This window comes from Hoeflea sp. Naph1 (assembly GCF_046837775.1).
GTDB lineage: Bacteria > Pseudomonadota > Alphaproteobacteria > Rhizobiales > Rhizobiaceae > Hoeflea.
In genome coordinates this window covers 3805428-3823893 of record NZ_CP177286.1, presented here as the reverse complement: position 1 = coordinate 3823893, position 18466 = coordinate 3805428, and the positions used below count along the sequence as shown (strand labels likewise).

General features: G+C 60.0%; 20 protein-coding genes. 17 read left to right on the top strand and 3 right to left on the bottom strand.

Annotation, left to right across the window (positions count from 1 at the left end; translation table 11 throughout):
- Positions 1-22 precede the first annotated feature (22 nt).
- The 3 genes from ACK6D9_RS18410 to ACK6D9_RS18400 are packed head-to-tail and all read right to left on the bottom strand — an operon-like array spanning position 23 to position 3041.
- Entirely contained in the window at positions 23-1741 is a 1719-nt protein-coding gene (locus ACK6D9_RS18410) for a cbb3-type cytochrome c oxidase subunit I (RefSeq protein WP_412049614.1), read from the bottom strand.
- On the bottom strand, positions 1738-2709 hold the full coding sequence (locus ACK6D9_RS18405; protein ID WP_412049613.1) for a c-type cytochrome: 972 nt from the start codon (positions 2707-2709) through the stop codon (positions 1738-1740). The genes ACK6D9_RS18410 and ACK6D9_RS18405 overlap by 4 nt, the downstream gene beginning before the upstream one ends.
- Entirely contained in the window at positions 2706-3041 is a 336-nt protein-coding gene (locus tag ACK6D9_RS18400) for a hypothetical protein (protein ID WP_412049612.1), read from the bottom strand. The genes ACK6D9_RS18405 and ACK6D9_RS18400 overlap by 4 nt, the downstream gene beginning before the upstream one ends.
- A gap of 105 nt (positions 3042-3146) precedes the next feature.
- On the opposite strand from ACK6D9_RS18400, the gene ACK6D9_RS18395 reads away from it, so the two are divergent.
- From ACK6D9_RS18395 to ACK6D9_RS18315, 17 genes are all read left to right on the top strand, one after another.
- Positions 3147-3575 (top strand): RrF2 family transcriptional regulator, encoded by a 429-nt coding sequence (locus ACK6D9_RS18395; RefSeq protein ID WP_412049611.1) that lies wholly within the window; start codon positions 3147-3149, stop codon positions 3573-3575.
- A gap of 70 nt (positions 3576-3645) precedes the next feature.
- Positions 3646-3930, top strand: coding sequence for a DUF6522 family protein (locus ACK6D9_RS18390; protein ID WP_322990005.1), 285 nt, complete (start codon positions 3646-3648; stop codon positions 3928-3930).
- Positions 3931-4054: 124 nt separating this feature from the next.
- A complete protein-coding gene (locus ACK6D9_RS18385) occupies positions 4055-4495 on the top strand; it encodes a CBS domain-containing protein (protein WP_322990004.1) in 441 nt (146 codons plus the stop codon).
- Between the two features lie 14 nt (positions 4496-4509).
- On the top strand, positions 4510-4770 hold the full coding sequence (locus ACK6D9_RS18380) for a hypothetical protein (protein ID WP_322990003.1): 261 nt from the start codon (positions 4510-4512) through the stop codon (positions 4768-4770).
- Positions 4771-4847: 77 nt separating this feature from the next.
- The gene (locus ACK6D9_RS18375; protein ID WP_322990002.1) at positions 4848-5249 is read left to right on the top strand and encodes a YbaN family protein; all 402 of its coding nucleotides are present in this window, start codon (positions 4848-4850) and stop codon (positions 5247-5249) included.
- Positions 5250-5340: 91 nt separating this feature from the next.
- Complete coding sequence (locus ACK6D9_RS18370; RefSeq protein WP_412049610.1) at positions 5341-5721, top strand: hypothetical protein; 381 nt, start codon at positions 5341-5343, stop codon at positions 5719-5721.
- Between the two features lie 157 nt (positions 5722-5878).
- Positions 5879-7588, top strand: a complete 1710-nt coding sequence (locus ACK6D9_RS18365) for a hypothetical protein (RefSeq protein WP_412049609.1) — start codon at positions 5879-5881, stop codon at positions 7586-7588.
- Positions 7589-7700: 112 nt separating this feature from the next.
- Positions 7701-8714 carry an N-acetyltransferase DgcN gene (dgcN, locus tag ACK6D9_RS18360; RefSeq protein ID WP_412049608.1) on the top strand — a complete coding sequence of 338 codons (1014 nt, stop codon included), beginning with the start codon at positions 7701-7703 and terminating at the stop codon, positions 8712-8714.
- Between the two features lie 235 nt (positions 8715-8949).
- Complete coding sequence (locus ACK6D9_RS18355; protein ID WP_412049607.1) at positions 8950-10935, top strand: AMP-binding protein; 1986 nt, start codon at positions 8950-8952, stop codon at positions 10933-10935.
- The gene (locus ACK6D9_RS18350; RefSeq protein ID WP_412049606.1) at positions 10932-11756 is read left to right on the top strand and encodes an ABC transporter ATP-binding protein; all 825 of its coding nucleotides are present in this window, start codon (positions 10932-10934) and stop codon (positions 11754-11756) included. Before ACK6D9_RS18355 ends, ACK6D9_RS18350 begins: the two co-directional genes overlap by 4 nt.
- Positions 11756-12715, top strand: coding sequence for a branched-chain amino acid ABC transporter permease (locus ACK6D9_RS18345; RefSeq protein ID WP_267653379.1), 960 nt, complete (start codon positions 11756-11758; stop codon positions 12713-12715). The genes ACK6D9_RS18350 and ACK6D9_RS18345 overlap by 1 nt, the downstream gene beginning before the upstream one ends.
- A gap of 3 nt (positions 12716-12718) precedes the next feature.
- Positions 12719-13096, top strand: a complete 378-nt coding sequence (locus tag ACK6D9_RS18340) for a VOC family protein (RefSeq protein ID WP_322989072.1) — start codon at positions 12719-12721, stop codon at positions 13094-13096.
- On the top strand, positions 13096-14178 hold the full coding sequence (locus ACK6D9_RS18335) for a branched-chain amino acid ABC transporter permease (RefSeq protein WP_412049605.1): 1083 nt from the start codon (positions 13096-13098) through the stop codon (positions 14176-14178). The genes ACK6D9_RS18340 and ACK6D9_RS18335 overlap by 1 nt, the downstream gene beginning before the upstream one ends.
- Before the next feature lie 110 nt (positions 14179-14288).
- Entirely contained in the window at positions 14289-15605 is a 1317-nt protein-coding gene (locus ACK6D9_RS18330) for an ABC transporter substrate-binding protein (protein ID WP_322989070.1), read from the top strand.
- Between the two features lie 86 nt (positions 15606-15691).
- Positions 15692-16531 (top strand): ABC transporter ATP-binding protein, encoded by an 840-nt coding sequence (locus ACK6D9_RS18325; RefSeq protein ID WP_322989069.1) that lies wholly within the window; start codon positions 15692-15694, stop codon positions 16529-16531.
- 128 nt (positions 16532-16659) lie between these two features.
- Complete coding sequence (locus ACK6D9_RS18320) at positions 16660-17262, top strand: TetR/AcrR family transcriptional regulator (protein ID WP_412049604.1); 603 nt, start codon at positions 16660-16662, stop codon at positions 17260-17262.
- 1 nt (position 17263) lies between these two features.
- Complete coding sequence (locus ACK6D9_RS18315; RefSeq protein WP_322989067.1) at positions 17264-18427, top strand: isovaleryl-CoA dehydrogenase; 1164 nt, start codon at positions 17264-17266, stop codon at positions 18425-18427.
- Positions 18428-18466 lie beyond the last annotated feature (39 nt).

Genomic DNA, 18466 nt, shown 5'->3' with positions numbered 1-18466 from the left:
TTGTGCGCAGGATTTCGAGACCTCACTCAGCCGGCTGTGCAGCCGGCGGAGTGCCAAAGGCTGCTGCCTGTGGTGTCGCGCTGCGGGCGTTGAGCGAACTGAGAAACCGCCAGACAAACAGCAGGGTCACCAGCAACAGCCCCGAATAACCGATCCCGGACATTGCATAGGGGAGGAACGGGCTTCCGGCGCGCACGCCCGAGAGGTTGAAACTCAACAGGCCCAAGGTGATCAGTGCGCCGAAGAACCACATGCCGAGCAGCCAGACGCCGGCCTCCCAACCGGTAAGCAGTTGCTTCCATCGGGGCATTTCGGCCGTGGCGGCGTAGCGATGCGTTTCGACGCTCGCCAGATTGTCCGCCTGAGGCGTGACAACTGGGCGATGGCCGAGCGTGAGCAGGTCAAACACCAGCAGGGTGACGCCAATGGTGAAGATCAGCCCGAAGACCGGAACAAAGACCTTGGCGATCTGCATTGCCCCCGACACGTCACCACCAAACCAGTCCAGCCCGAGGGTGCGGTAGACAAAGACCTGAATTGTGCCGCCGATGGCGAAAACGAATCCCAGCCCCAGCATTCCGGTGAACACCAGCCAGAAGGCCATCTTGCCAAGTCGCTGGTCGAAATTCTGAATTCCGCGCATCAGCGGCACCGCGTAATATGCCGCTGACAGCCCGAGCATTCCGAACGTGCCAAACAGCGCCAGATGGGCGTGGCTAAGCGTTATCCAGGTGCCGTGCGACCAGACGTTGGTGAGAGCGAAGGTCATGGTGAAGCCGAGGATGCCGGCGCCCACCTGTTCGAGCACGACCGAACCAAGAAGGAAGGCGAAGGCCGGCATGTTGGCGATCGGCTTACGGTCGTGGTGGGCGTCGAGATAGATGTGCCAGAAGCAGAAGATCAGCGGCAGTGGCTCAAGCGCACTGAACAGCGATCCCCAGAACTGCCAGAATTCCGGTGTGCCGATCCAGAAATAGTGATGGGCATTGCCCAGCAATCCGGACAGCCAGACCAGGGAAATACCCCAGAAGACCGCGTAGCCGACAGCCTTGACGTTGGCCTTGAACATCAGCACGACGAGGAAGCCGACGAGGCTGATATGGATAACCTCCCAAACTCCCTCGACCCAGTAATGGACGACATACCAGCGGAAATATTCCTGCAGGTCCAGACGCTCGATGAAGAACAGGCCGAAGACCCATACCGCCGTCAGCGCCAGCACGCCCAGCCCCAGACCCCAATGGATTTCGTTCCATTGCTTGACCGGTGGGAAGGTGCGCAGAACGACGTAGCAAAGGATGGCGAAACCGATCAGGATGACGACGTCGGCAATCCGACCGGCTTCGAGATATTCGAGCCCTTCCTGCAGCATTGGCTGGCCGAGCCACCAGCCGGCGATACCCTGTTGTGCCAGTACCTGGGTGAACACGTTCCAGACGACAACGGCCAATAGCGCGTAGAACAGAAATTTGATCAGCCATGGCGCGGCCAGTTCGCGTTTGGACAGGAGCGGCCCGACAAACAGGATGGTGCCGATGAAGCCGGCAAGAATCCAGAGGATGCCGAGATTGGTGTGCTCGGCGCGCACGATGTTAAAATTAAGCACTCCCGAGAGCAGCAACGGATCGAGATGCTGGGCCGCCAGCAACAATCCGAAGCCGGTTTGAAACAGGAACAGGACAAGCATCACCAGAAAGAAGCGCAGGCTTAGTCGTTGGGTTTGATATTCGATCTGAATCATTGTTCCTCTCCCCCGAGGCTGCGAAGATAAGCGACGATGGCGCCGACCTGTTCGGCGTCGAGAATTTCTGCATAGGGTGGCATCACCCCGGCATCGAAGCCGGCGGCGATATGCGCTTCCGGGTCCATGATGGATTCGATCAGATATGGTTCGTCCGCATGCGCACTGGTGCCGTCTTCGAGCGCGCGTTCAGAGCCGTAAAGCCCGCCCCATCCCGGGCCGACGAGAGTCTCGCTGTCAGCGGCGTGGCAGGCCGTGCAGCCATTTTCCTCGGCGAGCTGCGCCCCCAGTGCGACTGGATCGACCAACGCCGCAGAGTCGTCATCAGACGGTGGCGTTGCAGCAAAGGCGGACATCGCTGCTGCCGGCATCTGGGTGGCCTGCTGGAAGCTCAGACCGTCAACCTGCGGAACAGGTGGCCAGCCCTCGGTGTCCATTTGCGATGTGTATTTGAGAAAACTGATGAGCTGGCCGATTTCGTCACTGCTGAATGGCAGATTGGGCATGATCGTGGCGTGCGCGCTGCGCCGTTCCACCCGCTCGGCTGCGGCGGGATACTTGTCGAAATAGGCGTCGATCGAATCAACGCCGGCCTCGGCTGCGATTTCGGGCTTTTGCAGTTGCACCTGCACCGCCGTTCGGGTAGGCCAGCGCGAAGCCGAGGGGAGGAACGCCTCGAGCCAGGCCGGGCCTGTCTTGGCGTAGATATTGGTCAGATCCGGTCCGAAATAGGCGCCGTTGCCGACAATCGAGTGGCAGCCCATGCAATTGTAGGACTGGAACACGCGTTTGCCCTGAACGGCATCATGGCCCGCATATTCGACCTTGTCCGGTACCACCTGACCGCGGGAATCAAGAAATGACGCGAATGACAATCCGATGAAGATCAGCGCCATCAGTCCAAGCACGGCGATGGCGATGCGCCGCTTCTTGCCTTCCTCGCAGGGTTGACCCTTGACGCAGCTCATGACCGATCCTCCTGATCATCAGCCTTTGCGAGATTGGCCATGTCCGCGCGCTCTATGGCGTCATGCTCGAACAGGGTGCGCAGGTTACCCAGGAAGGTGTAGAGGACATAAATCGCCAGAACAAAACCGGCGATGAAATAGATCAGCCACATGGTCTGTGATTCGGCCCAGTAGCTGAAATCTCGCCAGTACGGCCAAGCCAGGAAGAGGCTTCCTACGCTGCCCAGCACCGCCAGCGTGAGCCTGATGGCTCGTTGCACCCTGGGATCCGGTGCCGTCCGGCCCGTAACAGGCTCCGCATCGTTCAATTTATCGCTTGATAGCCCCATCATAACCCCCTGATGTTTGCGCTGTTCAAATCCGACATTAATTGGTATTTACAATGCCTATTATCTTTCGCTATATTTGGTATTGTCAATACCAGTTAAGGAGTACCGATGCGGTTGGCGTCTTCCACGGATTTTGGATTGCGGGTTTTGATGCGTCTGGCAGGCGCGCCCGACCGGCCGATTTCGACAGGGCAAATTGCCGAGGAATTTCGGATCTCGCAGCATCACCTGGCCAAGGTGGTTCAGGATCTCGGACGTGGCGGGTTCGTGCAGTCGCAACGCGGGCGCAGCGGTGGGCTGGTGCTGGCGCGTCCGGCCGAGACCATCACACTCGGAGAGGTGGTGCGTCATCTTGAGCAGGGGTTTGCAATGGTTGAGTGTTTTCGTGCGGATGGTGGAATGTGCGTGTTGCAGCCGCAGTGCCGTCTGAGGTCGAAGTTTGCCGCCGCGCGGGAAGCGTTTCTGTCCTTCCTCGACGAGACGTCAGTGGCCGAATGCGCCTGGCCAGACATGAGCCAAATGATGGGGCCGACTTGATTGATGGCGGTTGCCCAATGACCAAACCGTGGCGCGGATGACCCGGCGCTAACCAGAGTGAAAACAGCAGATGACCCAGATTTCCTATTCCGACGAGATGATTGAAGTTGATGCCGATGTGCTGGCCAAGGCGTTTCGCATTGATGCTGACACCTTGAAGCGGGACATGCGCAGCGGTGCAATCACCAGCCGGTTTGAACGCGGCGAGGATGACGACGCGGGAAAGGTGCGGCTGACCTTCTTTTCCGCCAGTCGCCGCGTGCGCATTACCGCCGATGCGGAGGGCAAGGTGATTACCTGTTCCGCGCTGGATTTCGGCACGTTGCCGTTGCCGGCCTCGGCAAGGAGGCCCTGAGGATGTTGACGCTCGGGTATCTTGATTTTATCGGGATTGTCTGCTGCGCATGGCCGGTGCCTGGCGCCACCGAAACCGGCGCGGATCCGGTTGGCGGCCATGCGGCATTAGCGGAGGCTGCGACATGTTGATCGAGGCGCTGCTGCCTGCCGCGCGCCGGCGGCTGTTGCAAATAGGCACGGGCGAGACGCTGCTGCAGGCGGCACGGTTGCTTGATGATGGCCGCGACATGCTGCTGGCTTGCGACGGCGAAGGGCGGTTGGCCGGCGTTGTCACCAAGACCGATGTGGTGCGCCAGACCGGCCACTGTGCCGGCGCCAGTTGTACCGCGCCACTGGTCGAGGCGATGACCCGCGAGGTGGTTTCCGCCAGGCCTGAGGATTTGGTTCAGGATGTCTGGAAAATCGTGAAGAGCAGCGGCTTCAAGAACATCCCTGTGATTGACCAGAACGGCAGGCCAATGGGCGTGCTCAATGCGCGCGACCTGCTGCAAGCACTGTTGCAGGAGGTGCAGGATGAAGAGAACTTGCTGCGCGACTATGTGATGAATGTCGGTTACCGCTGAAGGCAGGACAGACCATGACAATCAATATACTTTCCTCGACACATACTGGTGCCTTGGCGATGAAAGTCCGGAAGTTTCTGGCTGCCATCGCCGTGCGGATCATTCCCTTCCCCTACTGTGCCAATGCGGAGGCGGAAACAGAACCGCGCGATGAGGCGACAAGAGCCGAAATCATGGAGGCAATCTGGACCTCCGCCGAGATGCACGCTGGCGGCGCCTACGCCAGCCCGGCGTTGGTTCTTGATGAACGCGTGAGAGTGAGATCGGGTGAGTGAAACACGTCGACCTCGTAGGCGCGTCCGGAATGAAAGCGTGGTCGAACGCGGTGGCGACGGGAAACGGAGAAGAGCGGATGGTTCGACGGATATTTCCTGAACGCGTACTTGATGTGGGCTTGCGCAGGCCGCTCTGGTTCGCGGTCGGGGCCGTGGCGCTTGCGCTGGGCGGTCTGGGCGTCGTGCTGCCGCTGTTGCCGACCACTCCATTCATCATCCTCGCCGCCTTCGCCTTTGGCAAAAGCACACCGCGGTTTCAGCAATGGCTGGAGGACAGCCGCAGCTTCGGTCCGATGATCGCCAGTTGGCGTGCGGAGGGGGCGATTGCGCCGCGCTTCAAGGCGATGGCGGTCACGATGATGGTTTGCTCGCTATTGTTGAGCCTTGCGTTGCAGGTTTCGGCCGTGGTGATCGCGGTGCAGGCGGTCTGTCTGGCTGGCGCGGCGGCATTCGTCCTGAGCCGCCCCGACGGCGTCTGAGACAATTGCGCCGGACGGGGAGGCGGGTTCCGTCCCCGGTGTCATGCGGATGCCGAATGAATATTGAAATGACCATGTGGGAGACGTTGTAATGTCAGTTGCCGATGAAGTGGACGCAGCCGCCGGGGAGACTACACAGAACGCCGGTTTGCGCGACAAGGTGCGCAGCCATCTCAAGGCCTTACCGCCGGAAGCTGTTCCCATCACTTATGGCCATCTGGCACGGGAGCTTGGCCTGACCGCGCCCCGGTCAATCAGCAAGGTGACCGATGCGCTTGAGGCCACCATGTGTGAGGATGCGGAGGCTGGCCGTCCATTCATCGCAGCGCGCGTCGTCAACCGCGGACCTGCTCGATTGCCCGGCAGAGGCTTTTTCAAACTGGCCGGTATCCTCGGTCGCGGTCCGCGTCCCGATGAAACCGACATCGACTATTATCGGCGCGAACTGGCCGAAAGCCTTTTCTGTGACTGAACCGGGAGATGCGCGTTTTGCGTGGCACGGCCCACTGCGGTTTTTCAGCATACGGGGATAAATCACTTCGTCGTATACGCCTGGTCTCGCCATTGTTGACCCGTTGTGCCGCTATCGACCACACTCCGCGCCACAAGAATCAGTTGCGGGAGCGGCCATGAGCGCGATTTACTCAGAATGGGATGGCGTGTCGGGCGGGCGCCGACCGCTAATTTGGCTCTACTCGCTGCTGGCGATTTTCGTGTTGGTGCTGGCGCTGCTGCAAACCCTGCCGCTGGTTCTGCCAATCGGGCCCATGTATTGGGACGTGCTGATCTATTACGATGCGATCGGCCGGGTTGCGCATGGCCAATGGCCGGCGCGTGACTTTTTCGCCCCGGTGGGGCCGCTCGAATATTTCCTGGCAGCGTTTTCAAACCGGCTGTTTCCCGAGGCCAACCCGGTGTTGCTGACGCAATGGATCTGGTTGCCGATCACGGCGCCGGTGATGGCGCTGATTCTGTGGGATGTGGTCAAACGCAGCGGCAAGCTGGCGTTCTGGCTGCTGGTGCCGTGGATGCTGTTTACCGCGTTGCCGTTCTCTGTCATCGAATTCTATCCGTATCCGGGCACTGACGCCTTCGGGATCTACAACCGGCATGGCGCGCATCTTTTGTATCTGACGGTGGTGGCGGTGTTGTTCGTGCGCAGCCCGGTGATCCAGACCATCGTGCTCAGCGCACTGGTGCTGGGGCTGGCGTTTTGCAAGATCACCGCGTTCCTGGCGGCTGGGCCGATCCTGCTATTCGGACTGCTGCTGGGACGGATCCGGGTTTCGACAGCGATTGCCACCGCGCTGATCTGCATCGGACTGTCCGGGGGCGCTGAACTTACAACCGGACTCGTCAGCCTCTATATCGGCGATATCGTACGGTTGGCCATGGAGAATACCGATGCGCTGCTGCCGCGGTTCCTGACCGCCACATCCCAGCATTTCGACGTGATGGGGGCCGGCGGGTTGCTTGCCGTCGTGCTGCTGGCCGCAGCGCTTGCGGGGCACAAGGCCGCCGGTGGCAGGCCGCAGGCCAAAGGCATTGCCCGATGGGTCGATGCGGACTGGTTCTGGGTCGGGCTGCTGCTGGTTTGCGGGCTGTTTTACGAGACCCAGAACACCGGTAGCCATGCCTTCATCCTAATCTGGCCGGCGCTGCTGGCGATATTGCTGCGGCCGATCTCCAGCTATGGCCGCTATGGTCCGGCGATCCTGGTGCTGATCGGCTTTACTGCGCTGCCGACCATCAGCACGCTGATCCACAAGGCGGCGCGAACCGCGGCGGTGGCCCCGAGGTACATTCACCTCGACGCGCCCGATCTGGGACCCCTCGGACGGGTGTCGGCCAAACCGGTGTTTGTTGAACAGGCCGAGCGCATGCGCGGTATTTATGTTGCCCACCGCGATACCTATCAGGCGATTGCTGAAACAGAGGCCCTGCCATCGTTCCTGATATTCTCGGATCCGGATTATCAATATATGCTGCTTCAGGAGATGCAGGCGGCGACGGTGGCGATCAGGGCGCTGGAAGCCAGTTCGGGGAGTCGTTTCGAAAGTGTTCTGAACCTCGATTTCGCCAATCCGTTTCCGTATCTTCTGGGCATACGTGGCGCAGAATACGTGCCGATTGGCGCAGATCCCTTCCGGGCAGTGCCCGAGCTTGACGAGCGAACCCGAAATGCGGTGGCCAGAACCGATCTGGTGCTGGTGCCGGTCTGTCCGGTACATTATGCGCGAAAGCAACTGCTGGAGCATTATGCGTCTGGGCTGACCGGTCACACCCGGATCTCGCTAACGCCCTGTTTCGACGCCTTTGTGCTGCCTGAAAAGGAATGACCCTCCTTTGATTCGATAGAAAAGAGCAAAGTCGGAAATTGCCTGCTTGACGGTTACAGTCGCGGGCATGAAGCTGTCTGCTTGAAATCTATCAAAACATCTGGAGCATGAGATGGTCATTGACCCACCCTACCTGATTTTTCTCGGCGATGTGCCCGATGCGCTGGCTGCCAAGACCGGCGTCGGAATTGTCGATTGGCGTCCGGAATGGTGTATCGGCCAATTGCGACTGGACGGCTGCCAGGCGGATGCTGGCATTCCCGATCTGACGATCGCCGACGCCAAGGCGCGTGGTGTCAACACCATGGTGGTGGGTGTGGTCAATGCAGGCGGAGTGTTGCCGCCGCACTGGATCACGTCGATTGTCGAGGCACTGGATGCCGGGATGAATGTGGCGACCGGCTTGCATGTGCGGCTGGCGTCGATTCCGGAAATTGCGGAAGCGGCGGCCCGGGGTGGCGGCAATCTGCACGACGTGCGGTTTACCGACGAGCGGTTCGCCACTGGCAAGGGCAACAAGCGGCCGGGTCGGCGGGTGCTGACGGTCGGCACCGACTGTTCTGTGGGCAAGAAATATACCGTGCTGGCGCTGGAGCGCGAGATGCGGGCGCGCGGACTGGACGCGGATTTCCGCGCTACCGGGCAAACCGGGGTGTTCATCTCCGGTCGGGGGGCGGCGATTGATGCGGTGGCGGCGGATTTCATCTCCGGCGCGGTGGAGTGGATTGCGCCGGCGGCTGACCCCGAGCACTGGGATCTGATCGAGGGGCAGGGATCGCTGTTTCATCCCAGCTTTGCCGGTGTGTCGCTGGGACTGCTGCATGGCGCGCAGGCAGATGCCTTTATCGTTTGCCACGAGCCGACCCGGACGACCATGCGCGGCGTCAGCCACGCGCTGCCGTCGATCCAGGACGTGATCGACATGACCATTGCCTGCGGACGGCTGACCAATCCGGAGATCACCTGCAGCGGCATCGCCGTCAACACGCAAAAACTTGGCGAGGACGAGGCCAGAGCGCTGCTCAAGACACTGGCCGAGAAGCATGACGTGCCGGCGACGGACCCGATCCGCTTCGGCGTCACGGGCTTGGTCGACCGGTTGGAAGTGATGGCTGGAAAAGCCTGATCTATTCCGAAAGTAGTACTTGCAACGGGAGCGGAGACGAATAAAGTAAACGAGCGTTCATTTAATTCATGAACCGAAACGGACCCCGGCGGCTGGGAGGAGGCCGCCAGGATCCGGACAAACGACACCGGTTCAGCCGGTGCCGAATTGGCCACTGGGGAGCGGCCGAATGCATGGGAAACCATGCGCCCGGACAAGGTGACAAACTGTCCGGACAGGGAGGAGAGTGGAGGATATGGAAGCCACAGGCGTAACTGCCGGCGGCAAGCCGGTGACGTTTCCGCAATATTTGTTGCTCAACGCCAAGCGTTTCGCGACTCGACCGGCGATGCGCTTCAAGGACTACGGCATCTGGCAGAGCTGGAGCTGGTCCGAACAACGCGATGAGATCCGCGACTTCGCGCTTGGTCTGAAGGCCATGGGGCTCAAGGAAGGCGAGCGTATCGCCATCGTCGGCTCCAATCGACCCAGGCTTTACTGGGCGTTTTGCGCGGCGCAATCGCTCAAGGCCATTCCTGTCCCCGTCTATGCTGATTCCGTGGCCGAAGAGATGGCTTTCGTGCTTGATAATGCCGGAGTCCGGTTTGCGGTCGTGCAGGATCAGGAGCAGGTCGACAAGGTCCAGTCGGTGGCGGCGGACGTTCCCGGACTTACCGAGGTGATTTTCGACGAACCGCGCGGCTTGCGCGATTATGACCCCACTCATTTGCATGATTTTGGCGCAGTTCAGGACAGGGGCCGGGCACTGGCGGACTCCGACGCGCATGTGGTTGCCGACTGGGAGGTCGGTATCCGGGCCTCCGATGGCAGCGAGATCTCGGCGATCCTCTATACATCGGGCACCACCGGACGATCCAAGGGTGTGATGCTGACGGCGGCGGCCTCGGTCAAGGCCGCCGAAGACACCGCCAAATTCGACAATATGAGCGAGCACGACGAGGTGCTGGCCTATTTGCCGCTGGCATGGGTCGGCGATCACTACCTCAATTACGCGCAGGGCTATGTCGTCGGCTTGTGCATGAGCTGTCCGGAAAGCCCGGAAACCGTGGCGCAGAACCTGCGCGAGATCGGCCCGACATTCTACTTTGCGCCGCCGCGGGTTTTTGAAGGCCTGCTGACCAGCGTGATGATCCGCATGGAAGACGCCAGCCGGATCAAGAAATGGCTGTTTCATCACTATCTGGCGGTGGCCAAGGCCTATGGCGAGAGGATTTTGGAAGGCCGGTCGGTACCGTTGTCCGGGCGGATCTCCTACTGGATTGGTGACAAGCTGATCTACGGGCCGCTGAGGAACGTGTTGGGGTTTACCCGGATCCGTACCGCCTATACAGCGGGCGAGGCGATCGGGCCGGACCTGTTTTCGTTCTTCCGGTCACTCGGCATCAATCTCAAGCAGCTCTACGGTCAGACCGAGGCGTTCCTCTATGTCACGGCGCAAAAGGATGGCGAAGTGCGTCCCGACACGGTCGGGCCCGCCGCTCCCGATGTAGACATTCGCATTGCCGAAAATGGTGAGGTGCAGTTCCGTTCGCCGGGCATGTTCGCCGGCTATTATGGGGATGCGGAAAAGACCCGTGAAACCATGACCGAGGATGGCTGGGTGATGACCGGCGACGCCGGCATTTTCGATGCGCAGGGCCACCTCAAGATCATCGACCGCGCCAAGGATGTGGGCAAGATGACCACCGGCGCGCTTTACGCACCCAAATACATCGAGAACAAGCTCAAATTCTTCCCCAACATCAAGGAAGCGGTGGCGTTTGGCGACGGCAAGGATTTTGTCGCGGTGTTCCTCAATATCGACCTGACAGCCGTGGGCAACTGGGCCGAGCGCAACAACATTTCCTACGGCTCCTACCAGGAACTGGCCGGGATGCCGCGGGTCTATGAGATGATGACCGCGCACGTCAATCAGGTGAACCGGGATCTCGCAGCAGAGCCGATGATGGCCGGGTCGCAGATCCAGCGGTTTCTGGTTCTGCACAAGGAACTTGATGCCGACGACGGCGAACTGACCCGGACCCAGAAGGTTCGCCGCAGCTTCATTGCCGAGCGCTACGCGCCGCTGATCGAGGCGCTCTATGATGGGGCGAGCGAGCGTTACATCAACACCGAGGTGACTTTTGAGGATGGCCGCAAAGGAAACATCAGCGCCACCGTCAAAGTGGCGGATGCCGAGACCTTTCCCGTCGTCAACGCCATGCCGGAGGCTGCCGAATGAACGCGCGTATCAAGCATGTCGAACTCCGCGCCGCCGATGACGGACTTGCCCCGGGCGAGGTGATGCTGAAGGTCGAAAACGTGTCGCTGTCATTTGGTGGCGTGAAGGCGATCTCGGATATCTCGTTTGACATCCGCAAGGGCGAGATCCGCGCGATCATCGGTCCCAATGGTGCCGGCAAGACCTCGATGCTCAACGTCATCAACGGGTTTTATCATCCGCAGGAAGGGGTGATCACCTTTCGCGGCGAAGGCCGCTCGCGAATGCAGCCGCACCAGGCGGCGGCTTCGGGGATTGCCCGCACGTTCCAGAACGTGGCGCTGTTTAAGGGCATGTCGACGCTTGACAACATCATGTCGGGCCGGACGCTGAAGATGCACAAGAACTTCTTCTGGCAGATGCTGCATGTGGGGCCGGCGCGCAACGAGGAAATCGAGCACCGGCTAAAGGTCGAGGAAATCATCGATTTCCTCGAGATCCAGCATATTCGCAAGACCCCGGTGGGCAAGTTACCCTACGGGCTGCAAAAGCGCGTCGAGCTTGGCCGGGCGCTGGCGATGGAGCCGGACTTGTTGTTGCTGGATGAGCCGATGGCGGGAATGAACCTCGAGGAAAAAGAGGACATGAGCCGCTTCATTCTCGATGTGAACAACCAGATGGGCACGACGATTGCGCTGATCGAGCACGATATGGGCGTGGTGATGGATATTTCCGACCGGGTGGTGGTGCTCGACTACGGCCGAAAGATCGGCGACGGACCGCCGGACGAAGTGAAGAACAACCAGGATGTTATCGATGCCTATCTGGGAGTGTCGCACTGATGGATATTCTTTATTCAATCTTGATCGACCCCTTCATGCAGATGGTGGAACTGCCTGACTTCTTCCTCCAGGTGCTGTGGGAAGGCTTTGTTGCCGGCGTGCTTTACGCGCTGATTGCGCTCGGCTTCGTGCTGATTTTCAAGGCCTCCGGGGTTTTCAATTTCGCGCAAGGGATCATGGTCGTGTTTGCCGGACTAACGCTGGTCGGCTTGCATGAAAAAGGAGTTCCGGCCTATCTGGCACTGATTTTGACAATCGGGGTGATGGGTCTCCTGGCGCTTGGGGTCGAGCGGTTCGTGATGCGGCCGCTGGTCAATCAGCCGGAAATCATCCTGCTGATGTCGACAATCGGGCTCACGTATTTCCTGATCGGCTTCGGCGAGTTCATCTTTGGCGGCGAGCCCAAGCAGATGATCACCGAGGAACTGGGGTTACCTACCGGATCGACGGCGTTCGAGATCGGCGATGGCGGGCTTTTGATCCTGCAGCATATCGATATTGCGGCGGCGGTGATTGCGCTGATCATGGTTGGTGCGCTGGCGGTGTTTTTCAACAAGACCCGGATCGGCCGCGCATTGCGGGCGGTTGCCGACGATCACCAGGCAGCCCTGTCGGTGGGGATCTCGCTCCACCAGATCTGGGCCATCGTCTGGTTTGCAGCCGGTATCGTGGCGCTGACCACCGGCATCATGTGGGGTGCGCGCTCGGATGTGTCGTTCGCTCTGGAAATCATCGCGCTCAAGGCTTTGCCGGTGCTTATTCTCGGCGGCTTCACCTCCATTCCCGGGGCGATCGTCGGCGGACTGATCATCGGCATCGGCGAGAAAATTGGCGAAATCTACTGGGGACCGCTGGTGGGCGGCGGCATCGAAAGCTGGCTGGCTTACATGATTGCCTTGATTTTCCTGTTGTTCCGGCCGCAGGGCCTGTTCGGCGAACGCATTATTGAAAGGGTGTAAGCGATGCACAAGAGCAGATTGTCTTCCATCGTCATCGATTGCCACACCGATCATATCGAGCATGCCGCAGGGTTCTGGTCGCAGCTACTGGGACAGGCCTCGCAAACGGATGGTGATGGCCACCGTGCCATCATCCCCGTGGCCGGCGGCGATGTGTCGCTGGTCATCGAGGCCGTGCGGGAAGAAGCGTTGATCCATTTCGACATCGAAACCGATGATCTGGCTGCGGAAATTCACCGGATCGAACAGATTGGCGGCCGCAAGGTCGGAACGGCCGATCACGCAGTGATCATGGAAGCTCCGACCGGCCATCGGTTTCGCGTGACCGGGCCAAGTTCGCACGCGCTGTCGTCCAGCGGCAATGTCTGGGAGGGCGACTGATGTTCTATCGGGAATCGGGCCAGTACAAGACCAGTTACATTGCCGATCAGGCAATATTTCCGATCCGCGAGGACCGTATCGGGATGGCCATTATCCTGGCGATTGCGGTGTTCGTGATCCCGTGGTTCTCAAGCGAGTTTCTGCTGACATCGGTCGTGATTCCGTTCCTGATCCTGGCGCTGGCGACGATCGGGCTCAACGTGCTGACCGGCTATGCCGGGCAATTGTCGCTCGGCAACGGCGCCTTCATGGGGGTGGGGGCCTACGCTTGCTACAAGCTGACGACGATCTTCCCGGAAGTGAACATCATCGTCATGATCCTGCTGTCAGGCGTGTTTTCAGCGGCGATCGGGATTGCATTCGGGCTGCCGTCGCTGCGGATCAAGGGGCTCTATCTGGCGGTCACGACGCTGGCCGCGCAGTTCTTTCTCGAATGGTGTTTCATCCGTATTCCGTGGCTCTACAATTACAATGCCTCGGGCGCCATTGAAGTGCCGGAACGCCGCGGTTTCGGCGACCTGATCCTGACCGGTCCGTCGGCCTCGCCGGTGACGCGCTATTTTGTGGTGCTGGCCATCGTCGTGGTGCTGACGCTGCTGGTCAAGAACATCGTTCGCGGCCGGATCGGCCGGCAATGGATGATGATCCGCGACATGGATATTGCCGCCGAACTGATCGGGGTGCGGCCGCTGACGGCGAAACTGTCGGCGTTCGCGGTATCGTCATACCTGGCGGGGGTCTCAGGGGCGATGTTCGTGTTCTTCTACCTCGGAGCGGCGGAGCCATCATCCTTTGGTGTGTCGCTGTCGTTCCAGGTGTTGTTCATGGTCATTCTCGGCGGGCTCGGTTCGCTGGTCGGATCGTTCTTTGGTGCCGCCTTTATCTGGATCCTGCCGATCGCGTTGCGTGTCGGCTTGCCTGCCATCGGCATCGATGTCGGCGCCGAGATCGTGTTCCAGATCGCCCAAATGGTGGTCGGCGCACTCATCATCTTCTTCCTGATCGCCGAACCGCACGGATTGGCGCGGCTATGGGCGATCGGCAAGGAAAAACTGCGTGTCTGGCCGTTCCCCTATGCCTGAACACGGACGAAATGCCTGGCTATACGGGCATCAACGAAGGCGCCGGGCCATCGAGCCAGGTCCGGTCGCACCTTTTGGCTCAGACGTTAATGCGATCATGGGAGGAAAACATGAAATTGCTTAAAACCACAGCAGCACTTGCCGTTGTCCTGGCAACAGGCATGGCGATGCCTGCGCAGGCAGAAGACAGCGTTTATATCCAGCTTCCGACATACCGCACCGGCCCCTATGCCGGTTCGGGCATTCCCATCGCCAACGGCATGCACGACTATCTGACCATGCTCAACGAACGCGATGGCGGCATTAACGGCGTCAAGATCGAAGTCGATGAATGCGAAACCGGCTACGACACCCAGAAGGGAGTCGAGTGCTACGAGCAGGCCAAGGCCAAGAACACGCTGGTGTTCAACCCTTGGTCGACCGGCATCACGCTGCAGGTGATCCCCAAGGCTTCGGTCGACAAGATCCCGGTGCTGTCGATGGCTTACGGCCTTTCGGCTGCCTCGCAGGGCGACGTGTTTCCCTGGGTGTTCAACCCGCCGATGACCTATTGGGACGGCGCTTCGGGCATTATCAAGTACATCGCTGAACAGGAAGGCGGTTTTGATAATCTCAAGGGCAAGAAGATCGGCTACATCTTCCTCGACGCCGGCTACGGCCGCGAGGCGATTCCGTTGATCGAGGACCTGGCCAAGGAATACGGCTTCGAAATGCTGCAGTATCCGGTTGCCGGCAAGGAAATGCAGAACCAGTCGTCGCAATGGCTCAATGTGCGCCGCGACAAGCCCGACTACATGGTGATGTGGGGCTGGGGTGCAATGAACCCGACCGCGGTCAAGGAAGCCACCAAGATCCGCTTTCCGATGGACAAGTTCATTGGTGTGTGGTGGGCCGGCGGTGAAGATGACGCCCGTGCCGGTGGTGCTGCCGCCAAGGGCTACAAGACGCTCAACTTCAATGCCGTAGGACCTGATTTCCCGGCGTTGCAGGATATCAAGAAGCTGGTTGTCGATACTGGCAAGAGCGAAGTCGATGCCGCCAAGTTTGGTGAAAACCTCTACAATCGCGGTGTCGTGAACGCCGTCATCATGGCCGAGGCCATCCGTGTCGCCCAGGAGAAATCTGGCAAGACGGTGATCACTTCGGAAGACATGCGTGTCGGACTCGAAAACCTCACCATCGACGATGCCCGTCTTGAAGCCATCGGCCTGCCGGGCTTCATGGCGCCGATGAACGTGAGCTGCGCTGACCACTCTGGTCATAACCAGATGTACATCCAGGAGTGGGATGGCGAGAACTGGCAGAAAGCATCGGACTGGTTCAGCCCGATGACTGACAAGGTGACGCCGCTGGCGATCGCTGCGGCCGAGGAATACAAGACCTCGAACGCACCGTGGCCGGACCGGACGGAAGCCTGCGCCAACTGAGGCGAAAACCGAAACTCATCCGCGCGGGGAGGTTTCCCGCGCGGATGGCATCCGCCCTAGCCATCGACCAAGCCCGGAGAATGTTCATGACGACCTCCACCCAGATTGAAGCCGGCGCTGCGCAAACGCCCATCCTGTCGGTCAACAACATCGAAGTCATCTACGACCATGTGATCCTCGTGCTCAAGGGCGTGTCGCTGGTGGTGCCGGAGGGCGGGATCGTGGCGCTGCTCGGCGCCAATGGCGCAGGCAAGACCACGACACTGAAGGCAATTTCCAATCTGCTGCGCTCCGAGCGCGGCGAAGTGACCAAAGGCTCGATCGAGCTAGAAGGCAAGCGGATCGAGGCGCAGACCGCCAATGAGCTGGTGCGCCGCGGCTGCATCCAGGTGATGGAAGGCCGGCATTGCTTCGGCCATCTGACCATTGAGGAAAATCTTCTGACCGGGGCCTTCACCCGGCGCGACGGCAAGGCGGCGATCAAGCGCGACATGGAAATGGTTTACAACTATTTCCCGCGGCTGAGGGAACGCCGGACCAGCCAGGCCGGCTATACATCGGGTGGTGAACAGCAGATGACGGCGATCGGACGGGCGCTGATGAGCCGCCCGAAAATGATCCTGCTTGACGAACCATCGATGGGGCTGGCTCCGCAATTGCAGGAAGAGATCTTCGAGATCGTCAAGAAACTCAACCAACAGGAGGGTGTTTCATTTCTGCTGGCCGAACAGAACACCAATATTGCACTCAGATACGCGACCTATGGCTACATTCTCGAATCCGGTCGCATCGTCATGGATGGTGTGGCCAGCGACCTGCGCGAGAATGAGGACGTCAAGGAATTCTATCTTGGGGTTGGCGGCGAGGGCCGACGGTCGTTCAAAAACGTCAAGCACTACAAGCGCCGCAAGCGCTGGCTGGCGTAATCGCGCCGCACCGAAGGTTTGAGCCAGCCGCTGTGGCGGACCCTGTGCGGTGTGACGTGTCGGCATGGGCTTGCCGAATGCGTCGGAGCGGATTAAAATAAACAAACGTTCATTTAATTGTGTGATGCATGGCGCGACGAGCGGGATCAACTGGGGCCGAAACGGCGGAAAAGCTGCGCAACGTGGCGCTCGAGCTGTTCGCGCGTTCCGGCTACGCGGCGGTTTCGATGCGGGCGATTGCCGCGGAGACAGGTGTCCAGGCGGGCGCAATCTACAACCATTTTCCGACCAAGCAGGATCTGCTCAACGAGTTGTTGCAGGTGCACATGGAAACGCTGCTGGCAACCTGGGCGGAAGCCGAGCAACCGGAGTTGGCGCCCGCTGAAGCGCTGGAACACTTTGTCCGCTTTCATATCCGCTACCACCTCGACCGGTCGCGCGAGGTGTTCATTTCCTACATGGAACTGCGCAGTCTTGAAAGCGAGAATTTCAGCGCGATCGAGCGGCTGCGGCGTCAGTACGAACAGGTGCCGCGGAGCATTCTCGAGCGTGGCGCCAGGGATGGGTCGTTCGACATCATCGATCCGCAAATCTCCACCATGGCGATCATCGCCATGCTCAACGGCATGACCACCTGGTTCCGCGAAAACGGGCGTCTGTCGCTCGACGAAATCGAGGCGATCTATGTCCGCCTGGTGGCGCGTCTGGTGCAGCAGAAAAAGGAAGACTGAAATGTTCACGACCAGCATGAATTTCGGCCTTGGCGAAGAGATCGATGCGCTCAGGGACACAGTTTCGCGGTTTGCCCGGGAGCGGGTGGCGCCAGTGGCCGAAGCGACCGACCGCGAGAACAATTTTCCAGCACATCTGTGGCGGGAGATGGGGGCGCTCGGGCTGCTCGGCATGACTGCTGATCCTCATTTTGGCGGTACCGGAATGGGCTACCTTGCCCATGTGGTGGCGATGGAGGAGATCAGTCGCGCCTCGGCCTCGATCGGGCTTTCCTATGGCGCCCATTCAAACCTGTGCGTCAACCAGATCAACCGCTGGGGGACGGAAGCGCAGAAAGAACTGTATCTGCCCAAGCTGTGCACCGGCGAGCATGTCGGCGCGCTGGCGATGAGCGAGCCGGGATCAGGCTCCGACGTGGTGTCGATGAAGCTGCGCGCTGAAAAGCGCAATGATCGCTACGTGCTCAACGGCAACAAGATGTGGATCACCAACGGGCCCGACGCGAATACGCTGGTGGTCTATGCAAAAACCGATCCGGAAGCCAAATCGCGCGGCATCACGGCGTTCCTGATCGAAAAAGGCATGGCGGGTTTTTCGACCGCGCAAAAGCTCGACAAGCTGGGCATGCGTGGCTCCAACACCTGCGAACTGGTGTTCGAAGAGTGCGAAGTGCCGTTCGAAAACGTGCTGGGCGAAGAAGGCCAGGGCGTCAAGATCCTGATGTCGGGGCTCGATTACGAGCGGCTGGTGCTGGCCGGCGGGCCACTCGGAATCATGGCGGCGGCGATGGACGTGACGGTTCCCTATTGCCACGAACGCAAGCAGTTCGGTGAGCCGATCGGCAATTTCCAGCTGATGCAGGGCAAGCTGGCTGACATGTACACGACGATGAATGCCTGCCGGGCCTATGTCTACGCGGTGGCGCAGGCGGCCGACCGGGGCGAGACCACTCGCAAGGATTCTGCCGGCTGCATTCTTTATGCCGCGGAAAAAGCCACGCAGGTTGCACTCGAAGCACTGCAGGCGCTGGGCGGCAATGGCTATATCAATGATTACCCGACCGGCCGGTTGCTGCGCGACGCCAAGCTCTACGAGATCGGCGCGGGAACCTCGGAAGTCCGCCGCATGCTGATCGGCCGCGAGATGATGGTGGAGACGGCGTGACGTGAATATGCTACATTGCCACGAATGAAATAGTTGGCA